Origin of the sequence: Sanguibacter gelidistatuariae (assembly GCF_900096585.1) — a bacterium.
Classification (GTDB): domain Bacteria; phylum Actinomycetota; class Actinomycetes; order Actinomycetales; family Cellulomonadaceae; genus Sanguibacter; species Sanguibacter gelidistatuariae.
The window spans coordinates 1-21,687 of the sequence record NZ_FMYH01000005.1 but is presented as its reverse complement, the minus strand read 5'-3'; the positions used below and the strand labels follow the sequence as shown (position 1 = coordinate 21,687).

General features: G+C 69.5%; 21 protein-coding genes. 11 read left to right on the top strand and 10 right to left on the bottom strand.

Features of this window, described 5'->3' with window-relative positions; translation table 11 throughout:
- Positions 1 to 41 precede the first annotated feature (41 nt).
- Together BLQ50_RS11590 and BLQ50_RS11585 are read left to right on the top strand one after the other, a co-directional pair.
- Positions 42 to 641 carry a DUF3043 domain-containing protein gene (locus BLQ50_RS11590; RefSeq protein ID WP_093183873.1) on the top strand — a complete coding sequence of 200 codons (600 nt, stop codon included), beginning with the start codon at positions 42 to 44 and terminating at the stop codon, positions 639 to 641.
- Positions 642 to 661: 20 nt separating this feature from the next.
- Positions 662 to 1,675, top strand: coding sequence for an aldo/keto reductase family protein (locus BLQ50_RS11585; protein ID WP_093183871.1), 1,014 nt, complete (start codon positions 662 to 664; stop codon positions 1,673 to 1,675).
- Positions 1,676 to 1,776: 101 nt separating this feature from the next.
- On the opposite strand, the gene BLQ50_RS11580 is transcribed toward BLQ50_RS11585, so the two are convergent.
- From BLQ50_RS11580 to BLQ50_RS11565, 4 genes are all read right to left on the bottom strand, one after another.
- On the bottom strand, positions 1,777 to 1,992 hold the full coding sequence (locus BLQ50_RS11580) for a hypothetical protein (protein WP_093183870.1): 216 nt from the start codon (positions 1,990 to 1,992) through the stop codon (positions 1,777 to 1,779).
- Complete coding sequence (locus BLQ50_RS11575) at positions 1,989 to 3,017, bottom strand: quinone-dependent dihydroorotate dehydrogenase (protein ID WP_093183868.1); 1,029 nt, start codon at positions 3,015 to 3,017, stop codon at positions 1,989 to 1,991. The genes BLQ50_RS11580 and BLQ50_RS11575 overlap by 4 nt, the downstream gene beginning before the upstream one ends.
- 69 nt (positions 3,018 to 3,086) lie before the next feature.
- Positions 3,087 to 3,548: a hypothetical protein gene (locus BLQ50_RS11570; protein WP_175559115.1), complete on the bottom strand. Its 462-nt coding sequence runs from the start codon at positions 3,546 to 3,548 to the stop codon at positions 3,087 to 3,089.
- 5 nt (positions 3,549 to 3,553) lie between these two features.
- A complete protein-coding gene (locus BLQ50_RS11565; RefSeq protein WP_245701152.1) occupies positions 3,554 to 3,916 on the bottom strand; it encodes a hypothetical protein in 363 nt (120 codons plus the stop codon).
- Between the two features lie 82 nt (positions 3,917 to 3,998).
- Between BLQ50_RS11565 and BLQ50_RS11560 the strand changes: the two genes are divergently transcribed.
- On the top strand, positions 3,999 to 5,480 hold the full coding sequence (locus tag BLQ50_RS11560; protein WP_093183867.1) for a leucyl aminopeptidase: 1,482 nt from the start codon (positions 3,999 to 4,001) through the stop codon (positions 5,478 to 5,480).
- Between the two features lie 115 nt (positions 5,481 to 5,595).
- On the opposite strand, the gene BLQ50_RS11555 is transcribed toward BLQ50_RS11560, so the two are convergent.
- A complete protein-coding gene (locus tag BLQ50_RS11555) occupies positions 5,596 to 5,937 on the bottom strand; it encodes an oxidoreductase (protein WP_093183866.1) in 342 nt (113 codons plus the stop codon).
- A gap of 234 nt (positions 5,938 to 6,171) precedes the next feature.
- On the opposite strand from BLQ50_RS11555, the gene lpdA reads away from it, so the two are divergent.
- The 3 genes from lpdA (at position 6,172) to BLQ50_RS11540 (ending at position 10,401) form a co-directional block, all read left to right on the top strand.
- Complete coding sequence (lpdA, locus tag BLQ50_RS11550) at positions 6,172 to 7,557, top strand: dihydrolipoyl dehydrogenase (protein ID WP_093183864.1); 1,386 nt, start codon at positions 6,172 to 6,174, stop codon at positions 7,555 to 7,557.
- A gap of 31 nt (positions 7,558 to 7,588) precedes the next feature.
- Complete coding sequence (gene sucB, locus BLQ50_RS11545; RefSeq protein ID WP_093183862.1) at positions 7,589 to 9,328, top strand: 2-oxoglutarate dehydrogenase, E2 component, dihydrolipoamide succinyltransferase; 1,740 nt, start codon at positions 7,589 to 7,591, stop codon at positions 9,326 to 9,328.
- A gap of 119 nt (positions 9,329 to 9,447) precedes the next feature.
- Positions 9,448 to 10,401 (top strand): TIGR01777 family oxidoreductase, encoded by a 954-nt coding sequence (locus BLQ50_RS11540; protein WP_093183861.1) that lies wholly within the window; start codon positions 9,448 to 9,450, stop codon positions 10,399 to 10,401.
- Between the two features lie 12 nt (positions 10,402 to 10,413).
- Here the strand turns inward: BLQ50_RS11540 and BLQ50_RS11535 are convergent, their stop codons facing one another.
- From BLQ50_RS11535 to BLQ50_RS11525, 3 genes are all read right to left on the bottom strand, one after another.
- Positions 10,414 to 12,000, bottom strand: coding sequence for a hypothetical protein (locus BLQ50_RS11535; RefSeq protein ID WP_093183859.1), 1,587 nt, complete (start codon positions 11,998 to 12,000; stop codon positions 10,414 to 10,416).
- Between the two features lie 141 nt (positions 12,001 to 12,141).
- Positions 12,142 to 13,152 (bottom strand): Gfo/Idh/MocA family protein, encoded by a 1,011-nt coding sequence (locus BLQ50_RS11530; protein WP_093184308.1) that lies wholly within the window; start codon positions 13,150 to 13,152, stop codon positions 12,142 to 12,144.
- A 59-nt stretch (positions 13,153 to 13,211) separates the two neighbouring features.
- A complete protein-coding gene (locus tag BLQ50_RS11525; RefSeq protein WP_093183858.1) occupies positions 13,212 to 15,455 on the bottom strand; it encodes an MMPL family transporter in 2,244 nt (747 codons plus the stop codon).
- Positions 15,456 to 15,510: 55 nt separating this feature from the next.
- Here BLQ50_RS11525 and BLQ50_RS11520 point away from each other — a divergent pair, with 55 nt between their 5' ends.
- From BLQ50_RS11520 to BLQ50_RS11505, 4 genes are all read left to right on the top strand, one after another.
- On the top strand, positions 15,511 to 15,942 hold the full coding sequence (locus BLQ50_RS11520) for a MarR family winged helix-turn-helix transcriptional regulator (RefSeq protein WP_093183856.1): 432 nt from the start codon (positions 15,511 to 15,513) through the stop codon (positions 15,940 to 15,942).
- Positions 15,943 to 15,957: 15 nt separating this feature from the next.
- Complete coding sequence (gene lipB / locus BLQ50_RS11515; protein WP_093183855.1) at positions 15,958 to 16,650, top strand: lipoyl(octanoyl) transferase LipB; 693 nt, start codon at positions 15,958 to 15,960, stop codon at positions 16,648 to 16,650.
- Between the two features lie 33 nt (positions 16,651 to 16,683).
- Positions 16,684 to 17,685, top strand: a complete 1,002-nt coding sequence (gene lipA, locus BLQ50_RS11510; RefSeq protein ID WP_093183853.1) for a lipoyl synthase — start codon at positions 16,684 to 16,686, stop codon at positions 17,683 to 17,685.
- An 89-nt stretch (positions 17,686 to 17,774) separates the two neighbouring features.
- Entirely contained in the window at positions 17,775 to 18,518 is a 744-nt protein-coding gene (locus tag BLQ50_RS11505; RefSeq protein WP_093183852.1) for a DUF4191 domain-containing protein, read from the top strand.
- An 83-nt stretch (positions 18,519 to 18,601) separates the two neighbouring features.
- On the opposite strand, the gene BLQ50_RS11500 is transcribed toward BLQ50_RS11505, so the two are convergent.
- Positions 18,602 to 19,042, bottom strand: a complete 441-nt coding sequence (locus BLQ50_RS11500; RefSeq protein WP_093183850.1) for an RDD family protein — start codon at positions 19,040 to 19,042, stop codon at positions 18,602 to 18,604.
- Positions 19,043 to 19,245: 203 nt separating this feature from the next.
- Here BLQ50_RS11500 and glnA point away from each other — a divergent pair, with 203 nt between their 5' ends.
- On the top strand, positions 19,246 to 20,670 hold the full coding sequence (glnA, locus tag BLQ50_RS11495; protein ID WP_093183849.1) for a type I glutamate--ammonia ligase: 1,425 nt from the start codon (positions 19,246 to 19,248) through the stop codon (positions 20,668 to 20,670).
- Between the two features lie 683 nt (positions 20,671 to 21,353).
- Here the strand turns inward: glnA and BLQ50_RS11485 are convergent.
- Positions 21,354 to 21,687, bottom strand: a 334-nt coding sequence (locus BLQ50_RS11485) for an IS30 family transposase (protein ID WP_139185812.1), incomplete at its 5' end; no start/stop codon positions are given.

Below are 21,687 nucleotides of genomic sequence, written 5' to 3'. Positions count from 1 at the left end.
TCGCGCTCTTGGGCCCCTTCGCAGTCCACTAGCATGGGCATGTGTTCTCACGGAAGAAGTCCTCAGACGTCGCATCCGCAGTCGACCCGGTCACTGCTGCTGCTGAGATCGAGCAGCCCGGAAGCAAGGGGCGCCCGACGCCCAAGCGGAAGGTCTCCGAGGCTGCGAACAAGCGCCCGCTGGTCCCGGACGACCGCCGCGCCGCCGCGAAGGCCGCCCGCTCCAAGCAGCGCGAGTCCCGCGACCTCGAGTACCAGGCGATGAAGTCCGGTGACGAGAAGAATCTTCCCCCGCGCGACCGCGGACAGCTACGCCGCTACATCCGCAACTACGTCGACGCCCGGCGCAACGTCGCCGAGTACTTCCTCTTCATCGCGGCTGCCTTCCTCGTGCTGACCTTCGTCTCCAGCAAGGCACCCGGTCTCGCGGTGCTGGCCATCCTCGCGGTCTACGTCGTGGTCCTCGTGGCGATCGTCGACTCCGCGATCATGTGGCGGATGCTCAAGAAGCGCCTCGTGGCAAAGTTCGGCGCCGACGCAGTCGTCCGCGGGACGATGATGTACGCGGTCATGCGTGCCTTCCAGATCCGCCGGGCCCGCCTGCCCAAGCCGATGGTCAAGCACGGGGAGTATCCGTCCTGACACACGGCTAGTGTTGTCCAATGGTCAATTATCGATACCTTGGCAACTCTGGTCTGAAGATCTCTGAGATCACCTACGGCAACTGGCTCACGCACGGCTCGCAGGTCGAGAACGAGACCGCGACGAAGTGCGTGCACGCCGCCCTCGACGCGGGCATCACGAGCTTCGACACCGCGGACGTCTACGCAAACACGAAGGCCGAGCAGGTCCTCGGGGACGCCCTCAAGGGGCAGCGTCGCGCGAGCTTGGAGATCTTCACGAAGGTCTACTGGCCCACCGGCCCGGGCGGCCCCAACGACACGGGCCTGTCCCGCAAGCACATCATGGAGTCCATCAACGGCTCCCTCACCCGCTTGGGCACCGACTACGTCGACCTGTACCAGGCGCACCGCTACGACACCGAGACGCCGCTCGAGGAGACGATGCAGGCCTTCGCCGACATCGTGCGCCAGGGCAAGGCCCTCTACATCGGCGTGAGCGAGTGGACGGCCGAGCAGATCCGGGCCGGGCACGCCCTGTCCAAGGAGCTCGGCTTCCAGCTCGTCTCCTCTCAGCCGCAGTACTCCATGCTGTGGCGCGTCATCGAGGACGAGGTCGTCCCGGCCTCGGCCGAGCTCGGTATCTCCCAGATCGTCTGGTCGCCGGTCGCCCAGGGTGTGCTCACCGGCAAGTACAAGCCCGGCGCGCCGCTGCCCGAGGGCTCGCGCGCGACCGACTCCAAGGGCGGCGCGAACTTCATCAAGCGCTTCATGCACGACGACGTGCTCGAGCGGGTCCAGCAGCTCACCCCCGTCGCGGACGAGCTGGGCCTGTCCCTCGCCCAGCTCGCGGTCGCCTGGGTCCTGCAGAACAAGAACGTCGCCGCGGCGCTCATCGGGGCCTCGCGCCCCGAGCAGGTCGCCGAGAACGTCAAGGCCTCCGGCGTCGTGATCCCCGCCGAGCTGCTCGCGCGGATCGACACGATCCTCGGTGGCGTCGTCGAGCGCGACCCGGCCAAGACAGCCGAGGGCGCCCCGGCGTCGCGCGCGGTCTGATCTGGCACCTTCCGCGAACAGACGAGGCCTCCAGGACACGTGTCCTGGAGGCCTCGTCTGTGTTCCGTGCTGCGGAGGAGGAGTCGACGCCGGTTCCTCGATCAGGCCAGCGTGGTCGAGAGCTGCACCGCCGGCGCGGCCGGCACCCCGGAGTGCAGGACGACGGCGTCCGCCACGCCCGCCGCGGCCAGTTCGCGCCAGGTCTGTCCGAGCCACTGCTCGGCGTCGTACTGGTTGGTGAAGACGGGGCTCGTCGGCTCGGGCAAGACGGTCCCGGTCACATCGCGGAACTCCCACAACCACTGGGGAGGGATCATCGGGCGAGCTCCTTGTTGATCCGAGCGGCCCAGAACGGCCCCTCGTAGATGAATGCGGTGTACCCCTGGGTGAGGTTCGCACCGGCGTCGAGGTAGGCACGGGCGTCGGCGGGTGTCGTGATGCCACCGACTCCGATGATCACAGGGTCCTCCCCCAGCCGCGCGCGCAGGCGGCGCACGACGGCCAGGCCGCGCGGCAGCAGCGGACGACCGGAGAGCCCGCCCTCGCCTAGGTCGTGGTTGATCGTCGTGTTCACCGCGACCACGCCGTCCAGCCCCAGCTCGAGGGCGAGGTCGGCGACCGCGTCGACGTCGTCGTCGGCAAGGTCGGGGGCGATCTTGACCAGGAGCGGGAGTCGGGGCCGACCCGCTGCCTCGGTCGCGCGGTCGGCTGCCTCGCGGACCGCTACGAGAATCGGGCGGAGCGCGTCCACGGACTGCAGGTCTCGCAGCCCCGGGGTGTTCGGGGAGGACACGTTGACCACGAGGTAGTCGGCCCACGGCGCGAGCAGGCTCGCGCTCGTCGCGTAGTCACCGGCGGCCTCGGCTGCGGGGGTGACCTTCGTCTTGCCGATGTTCGCCCCGACGAAGACCGCCCGGCCCGACTTTGTCGAACGCAGGTCGCGCAGCCGCTCGGCTGCCGCCGCAGCGCCCTCGTTGTTGAAGCCCATCCGGTTGCGGACCCCGCCGATCGGGATCTCGCGCCACATCCGGGGCTTGTCGTTGCCCGGCTGGGCGTGGGCGGTCACTGTCCCGATCTCGATGAACCCGAAGCCCATCATCGTCAGACCACGGATCGCCTCGGCGTTCTTGTCGAAGCCGCCCGCCAGGCCGAAGGGCGCCGGGACCCTACGGCCGAAGACCGTGACGCCGCCGTCGCGCAGGTAGGGCGCGAGCGCGCCCTGGATGATGCCGTTCAGCACCGGGACCCGGCCGACCGCGGCGATCAGCTTGAAGACCAGGGTGTGCGCCTTCTCCGGGTCCATCCGGGCGAAGAACGTGGTGAAGACGAAGCGGTAGATCATGAGAGTGCCGGGCTCCTTGGGTACACAAGCGGATCAGACTCGGGAGATCACGAAAGAGGTCGACGGCACCTAGGCGGGGCCGTCGTGGCCGCGGGTGCGCCACAACCAGAGGAGGCCGACGACCGGCAGGACGAGCGGGATGTAGCCGTAGCCCTGGCCGAAGGAAGACCACACCGTGCTCTCGGGGAAGGCGTCGGCGTCGGCGATCGTGGCCACGCCGACCGTGAGCACACCGACGAGCTCGAAGGAGCAGGCCACCCAGGCGACCGTGCGCCACCGGCCACCGCCGCGGGCGAGCGCGATCGTCGCGACGATGTAGACGACGCCCGCGAGCAGCGACAACGCGTAGGCCAGCGGTGCCTGGTCGCCGTGCGCGAGGAGCTGGTAGAGGGCCCGCACGGTCGCCGCGAGGGCGAGGATCGCGTAGACCAGGACGAGCAGCCGTCCGAAACCGGCGTTCGTGGGACGGGCGACGGTCGGGTCGATCGATGTCGGGTCGATCGATGATGGGTCGGTCGGTGCGGGGTTCATGAGGCTCATCCTGTCCGGGTCCAGATCTGCACGAGTCGCCACTCCAGGAAGACGACCGTGACCGCCGCGACCACCATGACCACCGAACTCCACCGGGTCCGCTCGGCGAAGGCCCAGGCGGCCGCGAAGGGCAAGATGATGAGGACCGTCACGAGATATCCCCAGAACTCACCAACGGCGATGTCATGGTCACCTGCCAAGAGCATGCCGGCGGCGACGAACACCTGGACCAGCAGCAGCGCCTCGACGACGGCGCCGCCCCAGAGCTGCTTGAGGATGACCGCGCGGTCCTTGATCGCAAACCAGACCGCCCAGGCCGCCTGAGCGGTCGCTGCAGCCATGATGAGGTAGGTCAGGGGCGCGAACACACGGTCGAGATTACCGCCCGGGTGGCCCCGCTGGTGCACGTGGTCCCGGCGGCGCGCGGGGCGGCGGGGATATCATCGACCTGTGGCCGACCTCTCCTTCACCAGCAAAGACCTTTCCAGCCTCACTACGGATGCGCTCGTCATCGGCGTCGTACAGACCCCCGCGGGTCCTGCGCTCAGCCCGAGCGACGCACTCCCCGAAGCTGTCCGCAAGAACATCGACCTCACGCTGCTTGGCGTGAGCGGTGCCCCGGACACCGTTACCCGGATCCCGGGCGGGACCGGACTGGGCGCCAAGATCATCGTGCTCACCGGGCTCGGCGCCGTCGCGTCCCTCACCCCCGAGGCGCTGCGCCGCGCCGCCGGCGCAGCCACCCGCACCCTGGGTGGCGTGGCCTCCGCGGTCATCGCGCTGCCCGCCGGCGAGGAGCACGACGTCGCGGCGGTCGCCGAGGGCGCCCTGCTCGGGGCATACGCGTTCCGGACCTACCGCACGGGTGAGGCGGCGACCGCGGGCACCCCGCTGACGTCGATCACCATCTCGACCCCGCTGGCCGGTCAGGCCCGCGTCAAGGCAGCCGGTGAGCGGGCCCGCGTCGTCGCGGACGCCGTGCATGCCACCCGCGACCTCGTCAACACCGCACCCAACGACCTGTTCCCCGCGGCTTTCGCCGAGATCGCCAAGACCGCCGCCAAGGGCACGAGCATCAAGGTCACGGTCCTCGACGAGAAGGCCCTGACCGCAGGCGGCTACGGCGGGCTGCTCGGCGTCGGCCTGGGCTCGACCCGCGGCCCCCGCCTGGTCAAGCTCTCCTACACCCCCGCCCGCCCGGCCGCGAAGATCGCGCTCGTGGGCAAGGGCATCACCTTCGACTCGGGTGGCATCTCGATCAAGCCCGCCAAGGGCATGGAGGCGATGAAGTCGGACATGGCCGGTGCGGCCGCCGTCCTGCACACCGTGCTCGCCGCCGCCAAGCTGGGCCTGCCGGTCGCCGTGACCGGGTGGTTGTGCCTCGCGGAGAACATGCCCTCGGGCACCGCGCAGCGCCCCTCCGACGTCATCACCGTCCGCGGCGGGACGACCGTCGAGGTGCTCAACACCGACGCTGAGGGTCGGCTCGTCCTGGCCGACGGACTCGTCGCGGCGGGCGAGGAGAACCCTGACGTCATCCTCGACATCGCCACCCTGACCGGTGCGCAGATGGTCGCCCTGGGCACGCGCGTCTCGGCGGTCATGGGATCCGACGACGTGCGCGCGGCGGTCACCGCGGCCGCCGGCGAGTCCGGTGAGCAGTTCTGGCCGATGCCGCTGCCCACCGAGCTGCGCGCGAGCATGGACTCCGCCGTCGCCGACATCGCCAACATCGGGGACCGCTTCGGCGGGATGCTCGTGGCCGGGCTGTTCCTCAAGGAGTTCACCGGCAGCACGCCGTGGGCCCACCTGGACATCGCCGGGCCGTCCTTCAACGAGGGGTCAGCCCACGGATACACCCCGGTCGGCGGGACCGGCGTCGGCGTCCGCACGATGCTCTCCTACCTGGAGACGTTCACCAAGAAGAAGTAGACCCACCGCACCGCAACCCCCGCCTCATCCGCTGAGTGCGGGCGAATGGCTGCCAGATCGTCGATCTGGACAGCCATTCGCCCGCACTCAGCGTTCATTTCAGCGCTTGTGGGGGTCAGCGCTTGCGCTGAGCCGAGTTCCAGTCGCGCATGCGCTGGGGGTAGCCGGTGAAGTTCACGTCGTAGACCGGGATGGCCAGCTCGGCCGCGATCTTGCGGGCCGCGACCGCGTCCGGCACCCGACGCCGGGTCCATTCCCCGTCGGCCGCGATGAGCAGGATCGTCGTGGGCTGGTCGACCGACGGCGGTTCGATGTAGGCCTCGACGCTCGCCCGCGTGCGGGTGAACTCCGCGAGGTGCTCCTGGGTCTCGCGTCGTCGGGCACCGGAGCCCTCGGGCGCGGGCGAACCGGCGGGCTGAGCCGAACGGCGCGTGAACAACTGAGACAGTCGTGACATGGAGGCAGAATACATCCTGCCGCTGCGCATCCCCTGAGCCTGGACCGCGACTCACCCGCGCCCGGCTACGGCCGCTCACGACGTGCCTGATCACGAACTTGTGGGGGAATATCCCGGAGATGTCTTGAGCATCACACCGACAACGCACCGATACGGCACACTTGCACTTTGGACCGGGCCACCTTGATGACAAGATGGGCAGGTACCAAACCCATTGCGCCTAAGGAGTTACACGTGGCCGAGACCCCCGGCACCGATTTCGACATCGTCGTCCTGGGCGGAGGCAGCGGTGGCTACGCCACGGCGCTGCGCGCCGCTCAGCTCGGAGCGAAGGTTGCCCTCATCGAGGCGGACAAGCTTGGGGGAACGTGCCTGCACTATGGCTGCGTCCCGACCAAGGCCCTGCTTCACGCGGCCGAGCTTGCCGACAACGCCCGCGACGGCAGCCACTTCGGTGTCCTGTCCGAGTTCAAGGGCATCGACATGGCAGGCGTGAACAGCTACAAGGACGGCGTGGTCTCCGGCCTGTACAAGGGTCTGCAGGGACTCATCAAGTCCCGCGCCATCACGGTCTTCGAGGGGTGGGGCACGCTCGTCGCCCAGGACACCGTCGAGGTCAACGGCCAGCGGATCACCGGCCGCAACATCGTCCTGGCGACCGGCTCGTACTCTCGCTCGCTGCCCGGCCTTGAGATCAGCGGCCGGGTCCTGACGTCGGATCAGGCACTCAAGCTCAACTACGTCCCTAAGTCCGTCATCGTGCTCGGTGGCGGCGTCATCGGCTCGGAGTTCGCAAGCGTCTGGCGCTCCTTCGGCGCCGACGTGACCATCGTCGAAGCCCTGCCGCACCTGGTCCCCAACGAGGACGAGTCGCTGAGCAAGGCGCTCGAGCGGGCGTTCCGCAAGCGCGGCATCGCGTTCAACCTCGGCGACCGGTTCTCCGGCGTGACCCAGGACGACTCCGGCGTGCACGTCACGCTCGAGTCCGGCAAGACCTTCGACGCGGACCTCCTCCTCGTCGCCGTCGGCCGTGGAGCTCGCACCGCCGACCTGGGCTTCGAGGCTCAAGGTGTCACGATCGACCGCGGCTTCGTCATCACCGACGACAAGCTGCACACCGGCGTGGGCAACATCTGGGCCGTGGGCGACATCGTCCCCGGGCTCCAGCTCGCCCACCGCGGCTTCGCGCAGGGCATCTTCGTCGCCGAGCAGATCCTCGGGCTCAACCCCGCAGCGATCGTGGAGTCCGGCATCCCGCGCGTCACGTACTCCGACCCCGAGATCGCTTCGGTCGGGCTCACCGAGGCCAAGGCCAAGGAGCAGTTCGGTGCGGACTCGGTCGAGACCCTCGAGTACAACCTCGGCGGTAACGGCAAGAGCAAGATCCTCGCGACCCAGGGCTTCATCAAGCTCGTCCGTCAGAAGGACGGCCCCGTCGTCGGCGTCCACATGATCGGCGCCCGCGTCGGTGAGCTCATCGGAGAGGGCCAGCTCATCGTGAACTGGGAGGCCTACCCCGAGGACGTCGCCGCGCTCGTCCACGCACACCCCACTCAGAACGAGGCACTCGGAGAGGCTTTCCTGGCTCTGGCCGGCAAGCCCCTGCACGCCCACAACTGACCAAGAGCGATCGAAGGAGACCGGAGAGGTCATGTCTGACAACGTGCAGATGCCCGCACTGGGCGAATCAGTCACCGAAGGCACCGTTACCCGCTGGCTCAAGGCCGTCGGGGAGACGGTCGAGCTCGACGAGCCCTTGCTCGAGGTCTCGACCGACAAGGTCGACACCGAGATCCCGTCGCCGTTCGCCGGCGTCCTGGAGCAGATCCTGGTCGAGGAGGACGAGACCGTCGAGGTCGGCGCCACTCTCGCCGTGATCGGCACGGGCGCCGGGGCCTCGGCTCCCGAGGCCCCCGCGGCACCCGCCGCCGAGGTCCCGGCCGAACCCGCTCCGGCGGCGCCCGCTGCCCCGGCTCCCGTAGCCGAGGCGCCAGCTGCTCCCGAGGCAGCTCCGGCCGCTCCGGCCGACGACGGCGAAGAGATCAAGCTGCCCGCGCTCGGTGAGTCCGTCACCGAGGGCACAGTCACCCGCTGGCTCAAGGCCGTCGGCGAGCGCATCGAGATCGACGAGCCGCTGCTCGAGGTCTCGACCGACAAGGTCGACACCGAGGTCCCCTCCCCCGTGGCGGGAATCGTCCAGGCGATCCTCGTCGAGGAGGACGAGACGGTTGCCGTCGGCACCGTCCTGGCGATCATCGGATCGGGTGCGGCCCCCGCGGCTGCTCCCGCTGCGGCGCCTGCACCCGTTGCCGCTCCGGTCGCTGCACCTGTTGCGGCTCCGGCACCCGTTGCTGCACCTGCTCCGGTCGCTGCACCTGTTGCGGCTCCGGCACCCGTTGCTGCTCCCGCTCCGGCGGCCGCAGCACCGTCAGTCTCGGCTGCCGGTGGCGCCTCATACCTGACCCCGCTCGTGCGCAAGCTCGCCTCGGAGAAGGGCATCGACGTCTCCACCCTCGTCGGTTCCGGTGTGGGCGGACGTATCCGCAAGGAAGACGTCCTCGAGGCTGCTGCCAAGGCCGCCGAAGCCGCCGCTGCAGCTGCTGCTCCCGTCGCCGCTGCGCCCGCAGCAGCTCCGGTGGCAGCCAAGGCCGCGAGCGTCCCCCCGGTGTCCCCGCTCCGCGGGACCACCGAGAAGGCCAGCCGCCTGCGCAAGATCATCGCCGAGCGCATGGTCGATGCCCTGCACACGCAGGCGCAGCTGACCACCGTCGTCGAGGTCGATGTGACCCGCGTGGCGCGTCTGCGTGCTCGGGCGAAGGACACCTTCAAGGCTCGCGAAGGTGCAAACCTCACGTTCCTGCCGTTCTTCACGCTGGCTGCCATCGAGGCGCTCAAGGCGTACCCGAAGGTCAACGGCCTGCTCGAGGGTGACACCATCACCTACCACGCGCAGGAGAACGTCGGCATCGCCGTCGACACCGAGCGTGGCCTCCTGGTTCCGGTCATCCGCGACGCGGGCGACCTCAACCTGGCCGGGATCGCACGCAAGATCGCCGACCTCGCGACGCGCACCCGTGGGAACAAGGTCTCCCCCGACGAGCTCAGCGGCGGTACGTTCACGATCACGAACACCGGTTCCGGCGGGGCGCTCATCGACACCCCGATCGTCCCCGGCGGCACGTCCGCGATCCTGGCGACCGGCACGATCGTCAAGCGTCCGGCCGTGATCAAGGACGCCGACGGCGCCGAGGTCATCGCCATCCGTTCGATCTGCTACCTCTCGCTGTCCTACGACCACCGCCTGGTCGACGGCGCCGACGCGTCGCGCTACCTGATGGCAGTCAAGAACCGCATCGAAGAGGGCGCGTTCGAGTCCGAGGTTGGTCTCTGACCCGGTAGCACCTCCGCTCCACGCACAAGAGCCCGCGACCGCTGGTCGCGGGCTCTTGTGTCTGCGGGCCCGTCGGTCTGCACGCTCCTCCAACTTCTGTGCCGTGGCACGATGACACCATGGCAAACCGAGACAGCACGGCAACCCCACGCACGGTCGTCGTCGCAGGCGGGAGCGGCCTGGTCGGCTCCGCCCTGGTCCCCGCACTGCGGGCACAGGGCTTCATCGTCCGCCGGCTGGTGCGCCGCCCCTCCCGCGCGGACGACGAGATCACCTGGGACCCCGCGGCCGGTGCGCTTCCGGTCGGTGCGCTCGACGGCGTCGCCGCCGTCATCAACCTCGCGGGTGCGGGCGCGGGCGACCACCGCTGGACCCGGTCCTACCGCGAACTGATCCTGAGCTCACGGGTGAGCACGACCAGCCTGCTCGCTCAGAGGCTGGCCGAGGCCAAGACCCCGGACGCGGACGATCCCTCCCCCGGTGCCTCGCCGGCTTGCCCCGTCCTCATCCAGGCGTCGGCGACCGGGTTCTACGGCGACCGCGGCGACGAGGTGCTGACCGAGGCGTCCGCACCTGGCCGCGGGTTCCTCGCCGACGTCGTGCGTGAGTGGGAAGCCGCGGCGGAACCTGCTCGCCAGGCGGGCGTGCGGGTCGTGACCATCCGTTCCGGGATCGTGCTTGCCCACGGCGGTGGTGCCCTGGGAAAGCTCTTGCCGCTGCTGCGGCTCGGGGTAGCCGGCCCGCTGGGATCCGGCCGACAGTTCTGGAGCTGGATCACCTTGCCGGACGAGGTCCGGGCCATCCTCCACCTGCTCGACGCGGACGTGAGAGGACCGGTGAACCTCACCACCCCGGCACCCGTGCGCAACCGCGACCTGACCCATGCCCTCGGCGCGGCCTTCCACCGCCCCACCGTCCTGCCGGTGCCGGGCTTTGCTCTCAAGCTTGTGATCGGCGGTTTCTCGGCCGAGATCCTCGGCTCCCAACGGGTGCACCCGGACATCCTGGAGGCGTCTGGGTTCAGCTACGAGCACCCGACGATCCATGCAGCCGCGACCTGGCTGGCCGGCTGACCCGACGGCAGGTCAGGTTGCCACCTCGATCTCGCTGACGCCGGCGACGAGCCATCCCGCTCCCGTGAGAACCAGGTCGAGAACAGCCGTCCTCGATCCACCAGCCGCGATCTCCTGGACGCCGCTGGTCGACTCGAGCGTGTACGCGCTGATCGAGAAGGTGACCTCGACCTGTGCGGTCTCCAGCGACTGCGCCAGGACCACGGGCGGCTCGGTCTCGACCGTCAGCCCGGTGATCTGCGCCCGGTCCGCCCGCAGCCCTGCGACGAGATCGACGGCCTGAGTGTGAGCCGCGGAGCCCGGCAGCACCACGTCCGCCCAGCCGTCGTCGGCTGCAGCGTCCCCGTCCGCGGCCGGCGTCGCGGATCCCTCCGCTGGTTGGACCGCGTTGGTCAGCGCGACCACTCGATCCATCCGCGTACGGGTCAGCCTGGCGGCCGCTGCACCCGGGTCCTCATGGGTCACGGCACCGTTCTGGGCGGCCCCTGGGTCGGTGGCCGGTGTCTCCTCGATCGCCACCGCGTAGGCCGGCGCGTCAGTACCTAGCCGGTCCACCACCACGGCTCCGGTCCCCACGCCCGCCGCCACGACCGACAGGACCAGAACGCCCACGCCACGCGAACGGGTGCGCGGTCGCGGTCGCCCCGCGACCTCCGCCCGGGCAGCGGTGGCCTCCTCGTCTCCGTCATGCCCCTGCCTCGGTCGCCCGTCGGTCGATCGCAGGTCGCGGGTGAGACCGGTGCGGTCCCGCATGCTGCCTCGAAACGCCTTGCGCCGCCGAACCCGCCGGTCAAGACCGCTCCGACCGGCGTCGACCCCATGAGCCCCTCGACTCGTGCTGGTGCCCGGCCGCGGCGCGGCCCGGGGCACCGACTCGACCTGCTCGACCGGGACGAGCGGGAGGCAGGGAGCCAGGTCGTGGCTGAGCGTGGCCAGGGTGCCGACCCCGGGTCGGGTCTTGGCGTCCCCCATCGCGCTGACGATGAGCTTGGCCAGCCCGCGCAGTCCGGGGGGCGGGCGGGCGGGAGCCTGTGGGCCGTGCACCTCGTCGATGACCGAGTCCGCGAGTGCAGCCAGGTGGTAGGCGTCCTCCTGTGGTGACGCGGCAATGATCGCTGCCCGGGCCAGATCGGGCTTCGGGACGGTGAGCACGACCCGTCCCGCGACAACAAGGACGTCCCGGGCGTGGATCGGACCGTACGCGACCCCTTGGGCGTGCAGCCGCGCGAGCGTGCGTCCGAGCGTGACCAGGAGGGTGCTCGTGTGCCCGGCACCGAGCCGCCCGTTGGCCTCGACGAAGGTCTCCAGCGTGGTGGGCGCAGCGGGCGCGGTGAGATAGCCGATCGCGTCGTCGAGGTCGAGGGCGTCGACGAGCTGCTCGACGTCGGAGTCGTTGATCGGGAACCACCGTGACAGGTGGGCGATGTGGGTCTCGCGCGCGCCGTCGGGCAAGGCTACGAGCTCCAGATCGAAGGGGCACCCAGCGCCGTCGCGCACCCGCAGCCGGCCCCGGACCGGTGCATGTCCGGGCGCGAGGTCGACGACGTACCCGGCCTCTGCGAGCCGGTCCTGCCGTTCGGGTGTGAGCTCGGCGTCCATACGTCCATCTCACCGCGGCGATGGCGACGACGGGAGTTATCCACAACCCCCGTCTGCCCCTCTCGCTGGGTGCTGGCAAAGGGCTTCCCGCCGGGGCCGGAAAGCAGCCATTTGCCCGCACTCAGCGGAAGAGCGGCTGCGCTACACGGGGACGCGGGCGCCGGTGACCGCGCTGGCGCGGGCAGCATCCAGGACGCGGGCGGTGTGCACCGTGTCCTGGGGGTCGACCGGAACCGGGGCTCCCTCGTGCAGCCACCGGGCGACGGCGGGGTAGAAGTCCTCGTGGCCGCCGCTCGCGCGCGGCACGAACGTGCGCTCACTGCCACGGGCGATCCAGCCCTCGCTGCCGGCGGGCGCGCCTGCGTCCATGACCTCGAAGGGAGAGGCGTCGTTCTCGAAGGTCGTCACGACATAGGCACCGTTCGAGCCGAGCACCCGGGTGCGCGGCCCGGGCGCACCGACGACCGACCCGCCCCACAGGTGGCTGACCACCCCACCCGTCCCGGCGTGCTGCAACGACAGGAACACATCGTCCTCGGTGGGCGTGGACAGTGCGCGCAGCTCGGCGTACACGGACTCGACCGGCCCGAAGAGCTGGACTGCGGAGTCGACGAGGTGCGTCCCCAGGTCCAGCAGCAGGCCGCCGCCCTCAGGGTCGTTCTCCTTCCACCGGCCCAGGGACTCCGGCCGGAACCGTTCCCAGCGCCGCTCGAGACGGTGAACCTGGCCGATCTCCCCGGAGTCGAGCACCGCGCGCAGGGTGAGCTGCTCGGGGTCCCACCGCCGGTTCTGGAACACCGTGAACGGGACCGCAGGAGTACGGGCGAGGTCGACCAGACGCTGCGCGCCAGCCGCGGTGAGCGCGACCGGCTTGTCGAGCAGCAGCGGGACGCCTTCGGCGAGCACGACGGCGGCCTGCTCCTCGTGCAGCTGGGTGGGGCTCGCCAGGACCACGAGGTCGTAGGCGTCGCGGGCGTCGAGCAGCTCGTCCAGGTCGTCGAAGATGCGTGCGCCCGGCCAGTCGGCCAGCACCTGCTCGCGCCGTTCCGGCGACCGCGTGACGACCGCGGTGACGTCGAAGCCCGCGGCCTTCACGAGCCGGGCGTGGATGCCACGCCCGGCTCCCCCGTAGCCGACGAGCCCGACGCGCAGCCCGGGGGCCGTCGTCGGATCCGATGGGTGGTCTGCGTCGCGGCGATCTGAAGAGTGGCTCACACCACCACCGTATCGGTCGCGATGGCCGTGGGCTCGGGGGCGCCGCGATCGAGACTGGACGGCCACCAGACGGCCCCGCCGATGTCGTGCACAAGGGCCGGGACGAGCAACGTCCGCACGACGATCGTGTCCAGCAGCACCCCGAAGGCGACGATAAAGGCGATCTGGGCGAGGAAGATCAGCGGGATGATGCCCAGTGCCGCAAACGTCGCCGCGAGCACCACACCGGCCGAGGTGATGACCGAACCGGTCACTGTCAGCCCGCGCACCACGCCCTCGCGGGTGCCGTGGGTGATGGTCTCCTCCCGGACCCGGGTCATGAGGAAGATCGTGTAGTCCACACCGAGCGCCACGAGGAAGCAGAAGGCGTACAGCGGCACGGTCGGGTCCGCCCCGGGGAAGCCGAAGACGTGGTTGAACACGATCGCCGCGACCCCCAGGGCGGCCCCGAAGGAGAGCACGTTCGCGGCCATGAGCAGGACCGCGGACAGCACGGAGCGCAGCAGCAGCATGAGGATGACGAGGATCACCGCGAGCACGACCGGCACGATCACCTGGAGGTCGCGGGTACCCGCCTGCTGGGTGTCGAGGCGCTCGGCTGCGGCGCCGCCCACCAGGGCGTCGGCGGAGACGGCGTGGACGGCCTCGCGCAGCGCGGCGACGGTCTCCACGCCCTCCTGGGTGTCGGCCGCGGCGGCCGTGGTGACGTCGATGCGGACCAGGCCGTCGATGACCGTCAGCGGCCCCTGGGCCGGCGCACCCGGTTGCCCCGTGCCGCTGTCTGCAGTCACCGCCGCGGCGCTGACCACGCCGTCGACGCCGGTCGCCGAGGCGAGCACAGCGTCAAGATCGACCTCGGGCGCGATGACGGTCGCGGGCTGGACGTTCCCGCCGTCGAAGTGCTCGGCGAGCACCTTCTCGCCGTCGACCGAGTCGACCTGGGTGAGGAAGATCGCGGACTCGCTCGTGCCAGAGGCGTTCAGGGTCGGGACGAAGGCGGCGCACGCGGCGAGGGCGAGGGCCGTGATGACCCACACCCGGCGGTCGTGGCGAGCCACGAAGTGCGCGATGCGAGCCCAGAGACCCGTGGTCGGGACAACGGCGGCCGACGTCGCCTCCTCGGCCATGACCAGGTGCGGCACACGCGGCCAGAAGGCCCCCCGCGACCGGCGACCTCCGACGAGCAGCATCGCCGGTAGGAGCGTCATGGCGCCGAGGAAGGCAGAAACGATGCCGATCGCCGCGACCGGGCCGAGGCTGCGGTTGGAGGCAAGGTCGGAGAGCAGGAGGCAGAGCAGGCCGGCGGTGACCGTGCCGGCGCTCGCCAGGACCGGTTCGAAGGAGGCACGCAGGGCGACCCGCATCGCCTGGACCGGGTGGGCCACCCGGCCCAGCTCCTCGCGGTAGCGGGCCACGACGAACAGCGAGTAGTCGACCGAGGCGCCCACCACGAGGATCGACAGGATCCCCTGGGCCTGCCCATTGAGCACAAGCGTCCCGGCGTCGGCCAGGTGGTAGACCACCAGGCCGGCCAGGCACAGCGCGAACACGGCCGTGAGGATGACGACGAAGGGCAGGATCGGCGAACGGTAGACGACGCCGAGGATGAGCAGCACTGCGACGAGCGCCACGAGCAGCAGGACGGTGTCGATGCCGCCGAAGGCGACCACGAGGTCGGCGACGAAGCCGGCCGGGCCGGTTAGCCACATCGTGAGACCCGAGTCCGCCAACTCGGCGGCGAGCGCCTCGCGCAGGGCGGTTACGACGGTCGGGGTGAGGCTCTCGCCGTCGGCCAGGGGCGTGTCGGTGAGCGCGGCGTCGAGGGAGAAGGTGATGAGGGCGGCTTCGCCGTCCTTCGAGGGCACGACGACGGGCGGCGCGGTGAGCGCGTCGCCGATCGTCTGCGGGTCCTGCGGTCCGGCCCCGGGGACACCGATCGCGGCGACGGAGCCGGCGAAGTCAGTCACGGCGGTCAGCTGCTGCGGGGTGAGGGCTCCCCCGCTCGCGGAGGTGATCACGACGAGGCCGGGCAACGACTCGCTCGTGACGAAGGCGGCCGAGAGCTCGGCGGCCTTGGTCGACTCCGCGCTCGAGGGCAGCGAGGCGGCGGCGTCGTTGGTCTGGACGGAGCTCAGCTTGCCCTGCGCCTGCCCGCCCACGGCCCCGATTCCCAACCAGATCCCGAGGACTGCAAGAATGGCTAGGCCGCGGAGAACACCTGACGTTCTTTTACTCAGCATGCTGAGTATTCTTGTTGACGTGGCGTCGCGATGCAACCCGGGACCAGGAGGTGCCATGGCTGAGGATCCCTCGACCTGGCCGACCGGGCGCCTCTTCTCCCATGTGGCCCGCGGCCTCGAGCGCGAGTGGAACGCCCACCTGGACGCCTGGGACCTCAACCACGCGAGCCTGCCGGTGCTGCTAGCGCTGCTCGCGGGTGACCACTCCCAGCGCGAGCTCGCCGCGGCCTCCGGGGTCACCCAGCAGACCATGAGCCGGATCCTCGAACGCCTCGAACGCCTCGGCTACGTCTCGCGCGGCTCAGACGCCCAGGACGCGCGCCGGCGCGCGGTCCACCTCACCGATGCCGGACGCACGGCCGCCCTCGCCGCCGCACGACCCGAAGTCGGCGACCGCATCGCCCACGACGCCCTCACCCCCGCACAGGTCGCTCAGCTGCGCGAGATCCTGCTGGCGATGGTCCAAGCCGAGGGCGACGGGCAGTAGGTCTAGCCTGGCTCCATGGAGTTCCAAGCGGTCGACCTCGGCACGACGTTCGCGGACTACGAGCAGACGTGGGCGCTGCAGCGCGAGATCCACGAGCAGGTCCGCGCCGGCACCCGGCCAGACACGGTGCTGCTCGTCGAGCACGCCTCCGTCTACACCGCCGGCCGGCGCACCCACGTGGCCGAGCGCCCGACCGACGGGCTGCCGGTGATCGACGTCGACCGCGGCGGCAAGATCACCTGGCACGGCCCTGGCCAGCTCGTCGCGTACCCGATCATCACCCTGCCAGACCCGATCGACGTCGTGACCTACGTCCGCGCGCTCGAGGCGGCCGTCATCGACCTGTGCGCCGACCTCGGCCTGACGACGGTTCGCGTCGAGGGGCGCTCCGGGGTCTGGTTCCCCGCGACCGCCCGCCGTCGCGAGCGCAAGGTCTGCGCGATCGGTGTCCGGGTGGCCCGCGGGGTGACGATGCACGGCCTGGCCCTCAACTGCGATCCGGACCTCTCCCACTACGCCACGATCGTGCCGTGCGGGATCTCCGACGCGGACGTCACGACGCTCGCCTCCGAGCTCGACCGCCCGTTCACGATCACCGACGCGGAGCCGATGCTGCGCAAGCACCTGGCCCACGCGCTGTCCACACTGTCGTCCACGTCACGTTCACCCACCGGTCAGAACGGTCGATCTACGACCTTGCTGGCGTAGGCTGACCGAAACTTTCACCCTTGGGAGACTCTCGTGACGATCGCACCTGAAGGACGACGCATGCTGCGGGTCGAGACCCGCAACAGCGCCACCCCGATAGAGAAGAAGCCCGAGTGGATCAAGACCCGGGCCACCATGGGACCGGAGTACACCGAGCTCAAGGGCCTGGTGAAGAAGGAGGGGCTGCACACCGTCTGCGAAGAGGCAGGGTGTCCCAACATCTTCGAGTGCTGGGAGGACCGCGAGGCCACCTTCCTCATCGGCGGCGACCAGTGCACGAGGCGCTGCGACTTCTGCCAGATCGACACCGGCAAGCCCGCCGACTTCGACGCGGACGAGCCGCGCCGGGTCGGGGAGTCCGTCCAGGCGATGGGCCTGCGCTACTCCACCATCACCGGCGTCGCACGCGACGACCTGCCCGACGGCGGTGCGTGGCTCTACGCCGAGACCGTCCGCCAGATCCACGCGCTCAACCCGGGCACCGGCATCGAGCTTCTCATCCCGGACTTCAACGCGATCCCCGAGCTGCTGGACATCGTCAACGAGTCCCGCCCCGAGGTCCTGGCGCACAACCTCGAGACGGTCCCGCGCATCTTCAAGGAGGTCCGCCCGGGCTTCCGCTACGACCGGTCGCTGTCTGTGCTGACCCGCGCCCGCGAGGCGGGCCTGGTCACCAAGTCCAACATCATCCTCGGCATGGGCGAGACGATCGAGGAAGCCAAGGAGACGCTGCAGGACATGCACGACGCCGGCTGCGACCTGGTGACCATCACTCAATATCTGCGTCCCTCCCTGCGCCACCACCCCGTCGCCCGGTGGGTGCGGCCCGAGGAGTTCGTCGAGCTCTCCGACGAAGCTGAGCGCATCGGCTTCCTCGGCGTCATGGCCGGCCCCCTGGTCCGTTCCTCCTACCGCGCCGGCCGCCTGTGGGGTCAGGCCATGAAGCGCCGCGGCCTCGAGGTCCCAGCGGCGCTGGCGCACCTGACCGAGCCCAAGAGCTCGCGCCAGGAGGCGAAGACGCTGCTCGCTCGCTGAGCCCGCCTTCCCCACCCTGCCCGACGCCGTTCCGGGCGCCGGGCGGGTCTGCTCCGACCTGCCACATCCGTCCCAGTAGACTGAGAACCATGGCCCGCAAGAACAGTGAAGCAATCGCCCCAGGCGTTGCCACCGGCGCTCAGGGCGCCCCGAAGCAGAAGAAGCCGAAGAAGACCCGCTGGTATCACCAGGTCTTCCAGGCCTACAAGATGACCTACGAGCGGGACCGCAAGGTCCCGTGGATCATGCTCGCGGTCTTCGCGGCGATCCTGGTCGTGGCGATCGGCCTCGGCCTGTGGTGGGGCCAGGTCATCTACATGACGATCATCGGCCTGCCCTTCGGGCTGCTCGGCGCCATGTTCATCCTGGCCCGGCGGGCCGAGAAGGCCCAGTACGCCACGATCGAGGGCCAGGCAGGCGCCTCGCGCGCCGCGCTCGGCACCATCCGCCGCGGCTGGTCCTTCGACGACGAGCCCGTTGCGGTCGACCCCAAGACCCAGGACCTCGTCTTCCGCGGCCTCGGTCGCGCCGGCGTCCTGCTCGTGACCGAGGGCCCGCCCAACCGGGTCAAGAAGCTCATCGACGCCGAGCAGCGCAAGCTCGGCCGTGTGCTCTCGGGCGTCCCGGTCGTCGTCGTGCAGTGCGGCAACGAGGAGGGCCAGGTGCCCCTCCCCAAGCTCGCGCGCCACGTGCAGAAGCTCAAGCCCAAGATCACCAAGGCCGAGCTCAGCGAGGTCAGCAAGCGCCTGACCGCCCTGGGCCGCATGCGGATGCCGATCCCCAAGGGCGTCGACCCCAACCGCGCCCGCCCCGACCGCAAGGGCCAGCGCTGACCTGACGCATCACGAAGCCCCCGCCTGGTCCTCACGGACCGGGCGGGGGCTTTGTTGGTTCCAGGTTGGTTCCAGACGCCAGGTCAGAGCCGGACGATGACCGTGCGGGCGGCCCGGTCGTGCATGCCGCGGCCGTCGCCGTCCCAGATGACGGCCGGGATCACCAGGCACAGCAGGACCGTGCGGACGGCTCCGCGGAAAAACCCGACGATGGGGACGCCGCCGGTGTCGGGACGAACCGTGAGGCCGAAGATGCGGTGACCGATCGTGTACCCCAGGCTCGAGACGAGCAGGAAGGTCTCCACGGCGAAGATGCCCAGCGTGGCCATCGGTTCGTAGCCGAAGAACGCGAAGCTGATCACGCTCGCGATCAGCCAGTCGAAGGCCAGCGCGCCGATCCGCCGACCCATCGGCGCGAACGATCCCGGACCGTGCTCGGGCAGCCCGAACCGCTGTCCGCGGTAACCGTTGCTCCCTTGAGGAGCGCCTTCGAGCCAGGACCCAACTTCTTCACGTGATGCCACCAGTCAAGACTACGTGCCTCGGCGGGCGTAGCCGCAGTAGGGTCGAAGGCGGCATCGCACGCGGCGTCATCAGAACGTCACATCCAGACGGTCTTCGTAACGTGCCCGAAACATTGGGAACACCGGCGGGAAACCCGGCCCCTCTAGTTTTGACAGTGCTGACAGTGCCCGGACCGAGGGCCACACCGATCAAGGAGTAGCGGATGTTCAAGAACGCCGAGGAGGCAATCGCCTTCACCAAGGACGAGGGCGTCGAGTTCGTCGATGTCCGGTTCTGCGACCTGCCGGGTGTGATGCAGCACTTCAACATCCCGATCTCACAGTTCGAAGAGTCAGCTTTCACCGATGGCATGATGTTCGACGGATCCTCGATCCGCGGTTTCCAGGCCATCCACGAGTCTGACATGAAGCTCATCCCGGACGTCACGACCGCGTACATCGACCCGTTCCGCAAGCGCAAGACGCTCATCGTGAACTTCTCGATCGTCGACCCGTTCACCGACGAGGCGTACTCCCGCGACCCCCGCAACGTGGCGTTCAAGGCCGAGGCCTACCTGCGCAGCACCGGCATCGCCGACACCGCGTTCTTCGCCCCCGAGGCCGAGTTCTACATCTTCGACAGCGTCCGGTACCAGACGAACAACCACTCGAGCTTCTACTACCTCGACTCCAAGGAAGCGGCCTGGAACACGGGCCGTGAAGAAGAGGGCGGCAACCTCGGCTACAAGACGCCGTACAAGGGTGGCTACTTCCCCGTCTCCCCCAACGACCAGATGGCTGACCTGCGCGACGAGATGTGCGCGGTCCTCGGCCAAGTCGGGCTCGACGTCGAGCGTGCGCACCACGAGGTGGGCACCGGCGGCCAGCAGGAGATCAACTACCGCTTCTCGACGCTGACCGCCGCGGCGGACGACCTCATGAAGTTCAAGTACGTCATCAAGAACGTCGCCTGGGAGGCCGGCAAGTCCGCGACCTTCATGCCGAAGCCGCTCTTCGGCGACAACGGCTCGGGCATGCACTCCCACCAGTCCCTGTGGAAGGACGGCGTCCCGCTGTTCTATGACGAGAAGGGCTACGGCGGACTCTCCGACCTCGCCCGCTGGTACATCGGCGGTCTGCTCAAGCACGCGCCTGCATTGCTCGCCTTCACGAACCCGTCGGTGAACTCCTACCGCCGGTTGGTTCCCGGCTACGAGGCGCCCGTCAACCTCGTGTACTCCGCGCGCAACCGCTCCGCCTGCATCCGTATCCCGGTCACCGGGAACAACCCCAAGGCCAAGCGCGTCGAGTTCCGCGTCCCCGACCCGACGGCGAACCCGTACCTCGCCTTCGCCGCGCAGCTGCTCGCCGGCATCGACGGCATCAAGAACCGGATCGAGCCCCCGGAGCCGGTCGACAAGGACCTCTACGAGCTGCCCCCCGAGGAGCACGCCGCGATCCAGCAGGTTCCGGCCTCGCTCGAGGAGGCACTCGCCGCCCTCGAAGCCGACCACGACTTCCTGACCGTCGGAGACGTCTTCACCCCCGACCTCATCGAGACGTGGATCGACTACAAGCGCACCCACGAGATCGACCCGATCCGCCTGCGACCGCACCCGCACGAGTTCGCGCTGTACTACGACATGTGATCTCTGCGAGCCTCTGACCATTGGAAACGCTAGTCAGAGCCGGTAGCGGTCCGCAGAGAGTCCGCACGAGCCGCCAGAACCACTTCCACGGCGGCACGTGTGGACTCTTCTGTGTCTGGCCACAGGTGCCCGTAGACATCGAGGGGCATCTTCGCGGAGGCGCGCCTCATGCGAGCCTGGACGATCTTTACGTTGAACCCCGAAGCGATGAGCATCGAAGCGAAGCAGTGCCTGAGGTCGCGGAACCAGAACTCCGCCGGCGGGCCTGCATCGAGGCGCGCCGTCTGCACAGCACGATCGAGCTGCCACGGCCCCACCCTGCTGCTCCAGGCGCGTCGTTAGGAACGTCTCGTCGGACGGGCACTCCCCAAGTGCGCGGCGAACTCGAGGGCGAGCGTCTTCGCGATTGGATCGCGTTCTTGGACTCCTCGGTCTTGAGCGCCTCCGCCGGGTCCTGAACCGCCGGGTTGGTGAAGGCGTTCATCAAGGGCGCGACGTGGCTCGGTCCTGAGCACCAGCCCGCCCTGGTGATGCTGACGGCAATCGCCGCGAACTTGGATGCTGGGGATCGTACCCGGCGCTGATCGGGCAGTTCGGGCTCGCATACCGGTCGCTGGCATACCTTGCCCCGGCGGCAGGCCCCGCCGAGTCGGACCCGATTGACGTGCTCGAAGAGCTTGGTGTCAAGGCGTGGAGACAACGTTGTCGTTGAGGAGCTTGTCGAACATCTCTCGCGGTGTGTAGAAACCGAGGGCGGCTCGGGGCCGGTCGTTGAGCTCGTTGGCGATGGCGTCGAGGTAGGGCTGGTGGCTCGTGATGATGGTGCCCTTGGGCAGGTACTCCCGGATGAGCCCGTTCGTGTTCTCGTTGCTGCCGCGCTCCCAGGGTGACCTGGGGTGGGCGAAGTAGACCGGCATGGTCGTGGCCAGCGTCAACGCCGCGTGCTGGGCCATCTCTGAGCCTTGGTCCCAGGTCAACGAGGTGCGCATCATCGCTGGCAGTGAGTTCGCGTGCTCG

Excerpts from the sequence above, each read along its gene's own strand:
- BLQ50_RS11570 (WP_175559115.1), bottom strand. The coding sequence starts at position 3,548 with ATGAACCCCGCACCGACCGACCCATCATCGATCGACCCGACATCGATC.
- BLQ50_RS11580 (WP_093183870.1), bottom strand. The coding sequence starts at position 1,992 with ATGATCCCTCCCCAGTGGTTGTGGGAGTTCCGCGATGTGACCGGGACC.
- BLQ50_RS11555 (WP_093183866.1), bottom strand. The coding sequence starts at position 5,937 with ATGTCACGACTGTCTCAGTTGTTCACGCGCCGTTCGGCTCAGCCCGCC.
- BLQ50_RS11505 (WP_093183852.1), top strand. The coding sequence starts at position 17,775 with ATGGCCCGCAAGAACAGTGAAGCAATCGCCCCAGGCGTTGCCACCGGC.
- lipB (WP_093183855.1), top strand. The coding sequence starts at position 15,958 with ATGGAGTTCCAAGCGGTCGACCTCGGCACGACGTTCGCGGACTACGAG.
- BLQ50_RS11585 (WP_093183871.1), top strand. The coding sequence starts at position 662 with ATGGTCAATTATCGATACCTTGGCAACTCTGGTCTGAAGATCTCTGAG.
- BLQ50_RS11575 (WP_093183868.1), bottom strand. The coding sequence starts at position 3,017 with ATGATCTACCGCTTCGTCTTCACCACGTTCTTCGCCCGGATGGACCCG.
- BLQ50_RS11535 (WP_093183859.1), bottom strand. The coding sequence starts at position 12,000 with ATGGACGCCGAGCTCACACCCGAACGGCAGGACCGGCTCGCAGAGGCC.
- BLQ50_RS11540 (WP_093183861.1), top strand. The coding sequence starts at position 9,448 with ATGGCAAACCGAGACAGCACGGCAACCCCACGCACGGTCGTCGTCGCA.
- BLQ50_RS11520 (WP_093183856.1), top strand. The coding sequence starts at position 15,511 with ATGGCTGAGGATCCCTCGACCTGGCCGACCGGGCGCCTCTTCTCCCAT.
- sucB (WP_093183862.1), top strand. The coding sequence starts at position 7,589 with ATGTCTGACAACGTGCAGATGCCCGCACTGGGCGAATCAGTCACCGAA.
- BLQ50_RS11525 (WP_093183858.1), bottom strand. The coding sequence starts at position 15,455 with ATGCTGAGTAAAAGAACGTCAGGTGTTCTCCGCGGCCTAGCCATTCTT.
- glnA (WP_093183849.1), top strand. The coding sequence starts at position 19,246 with ATGTTCAAGAACGCCGAGGAGGCAATCGCCTTCACCAAGGACGAGGGC.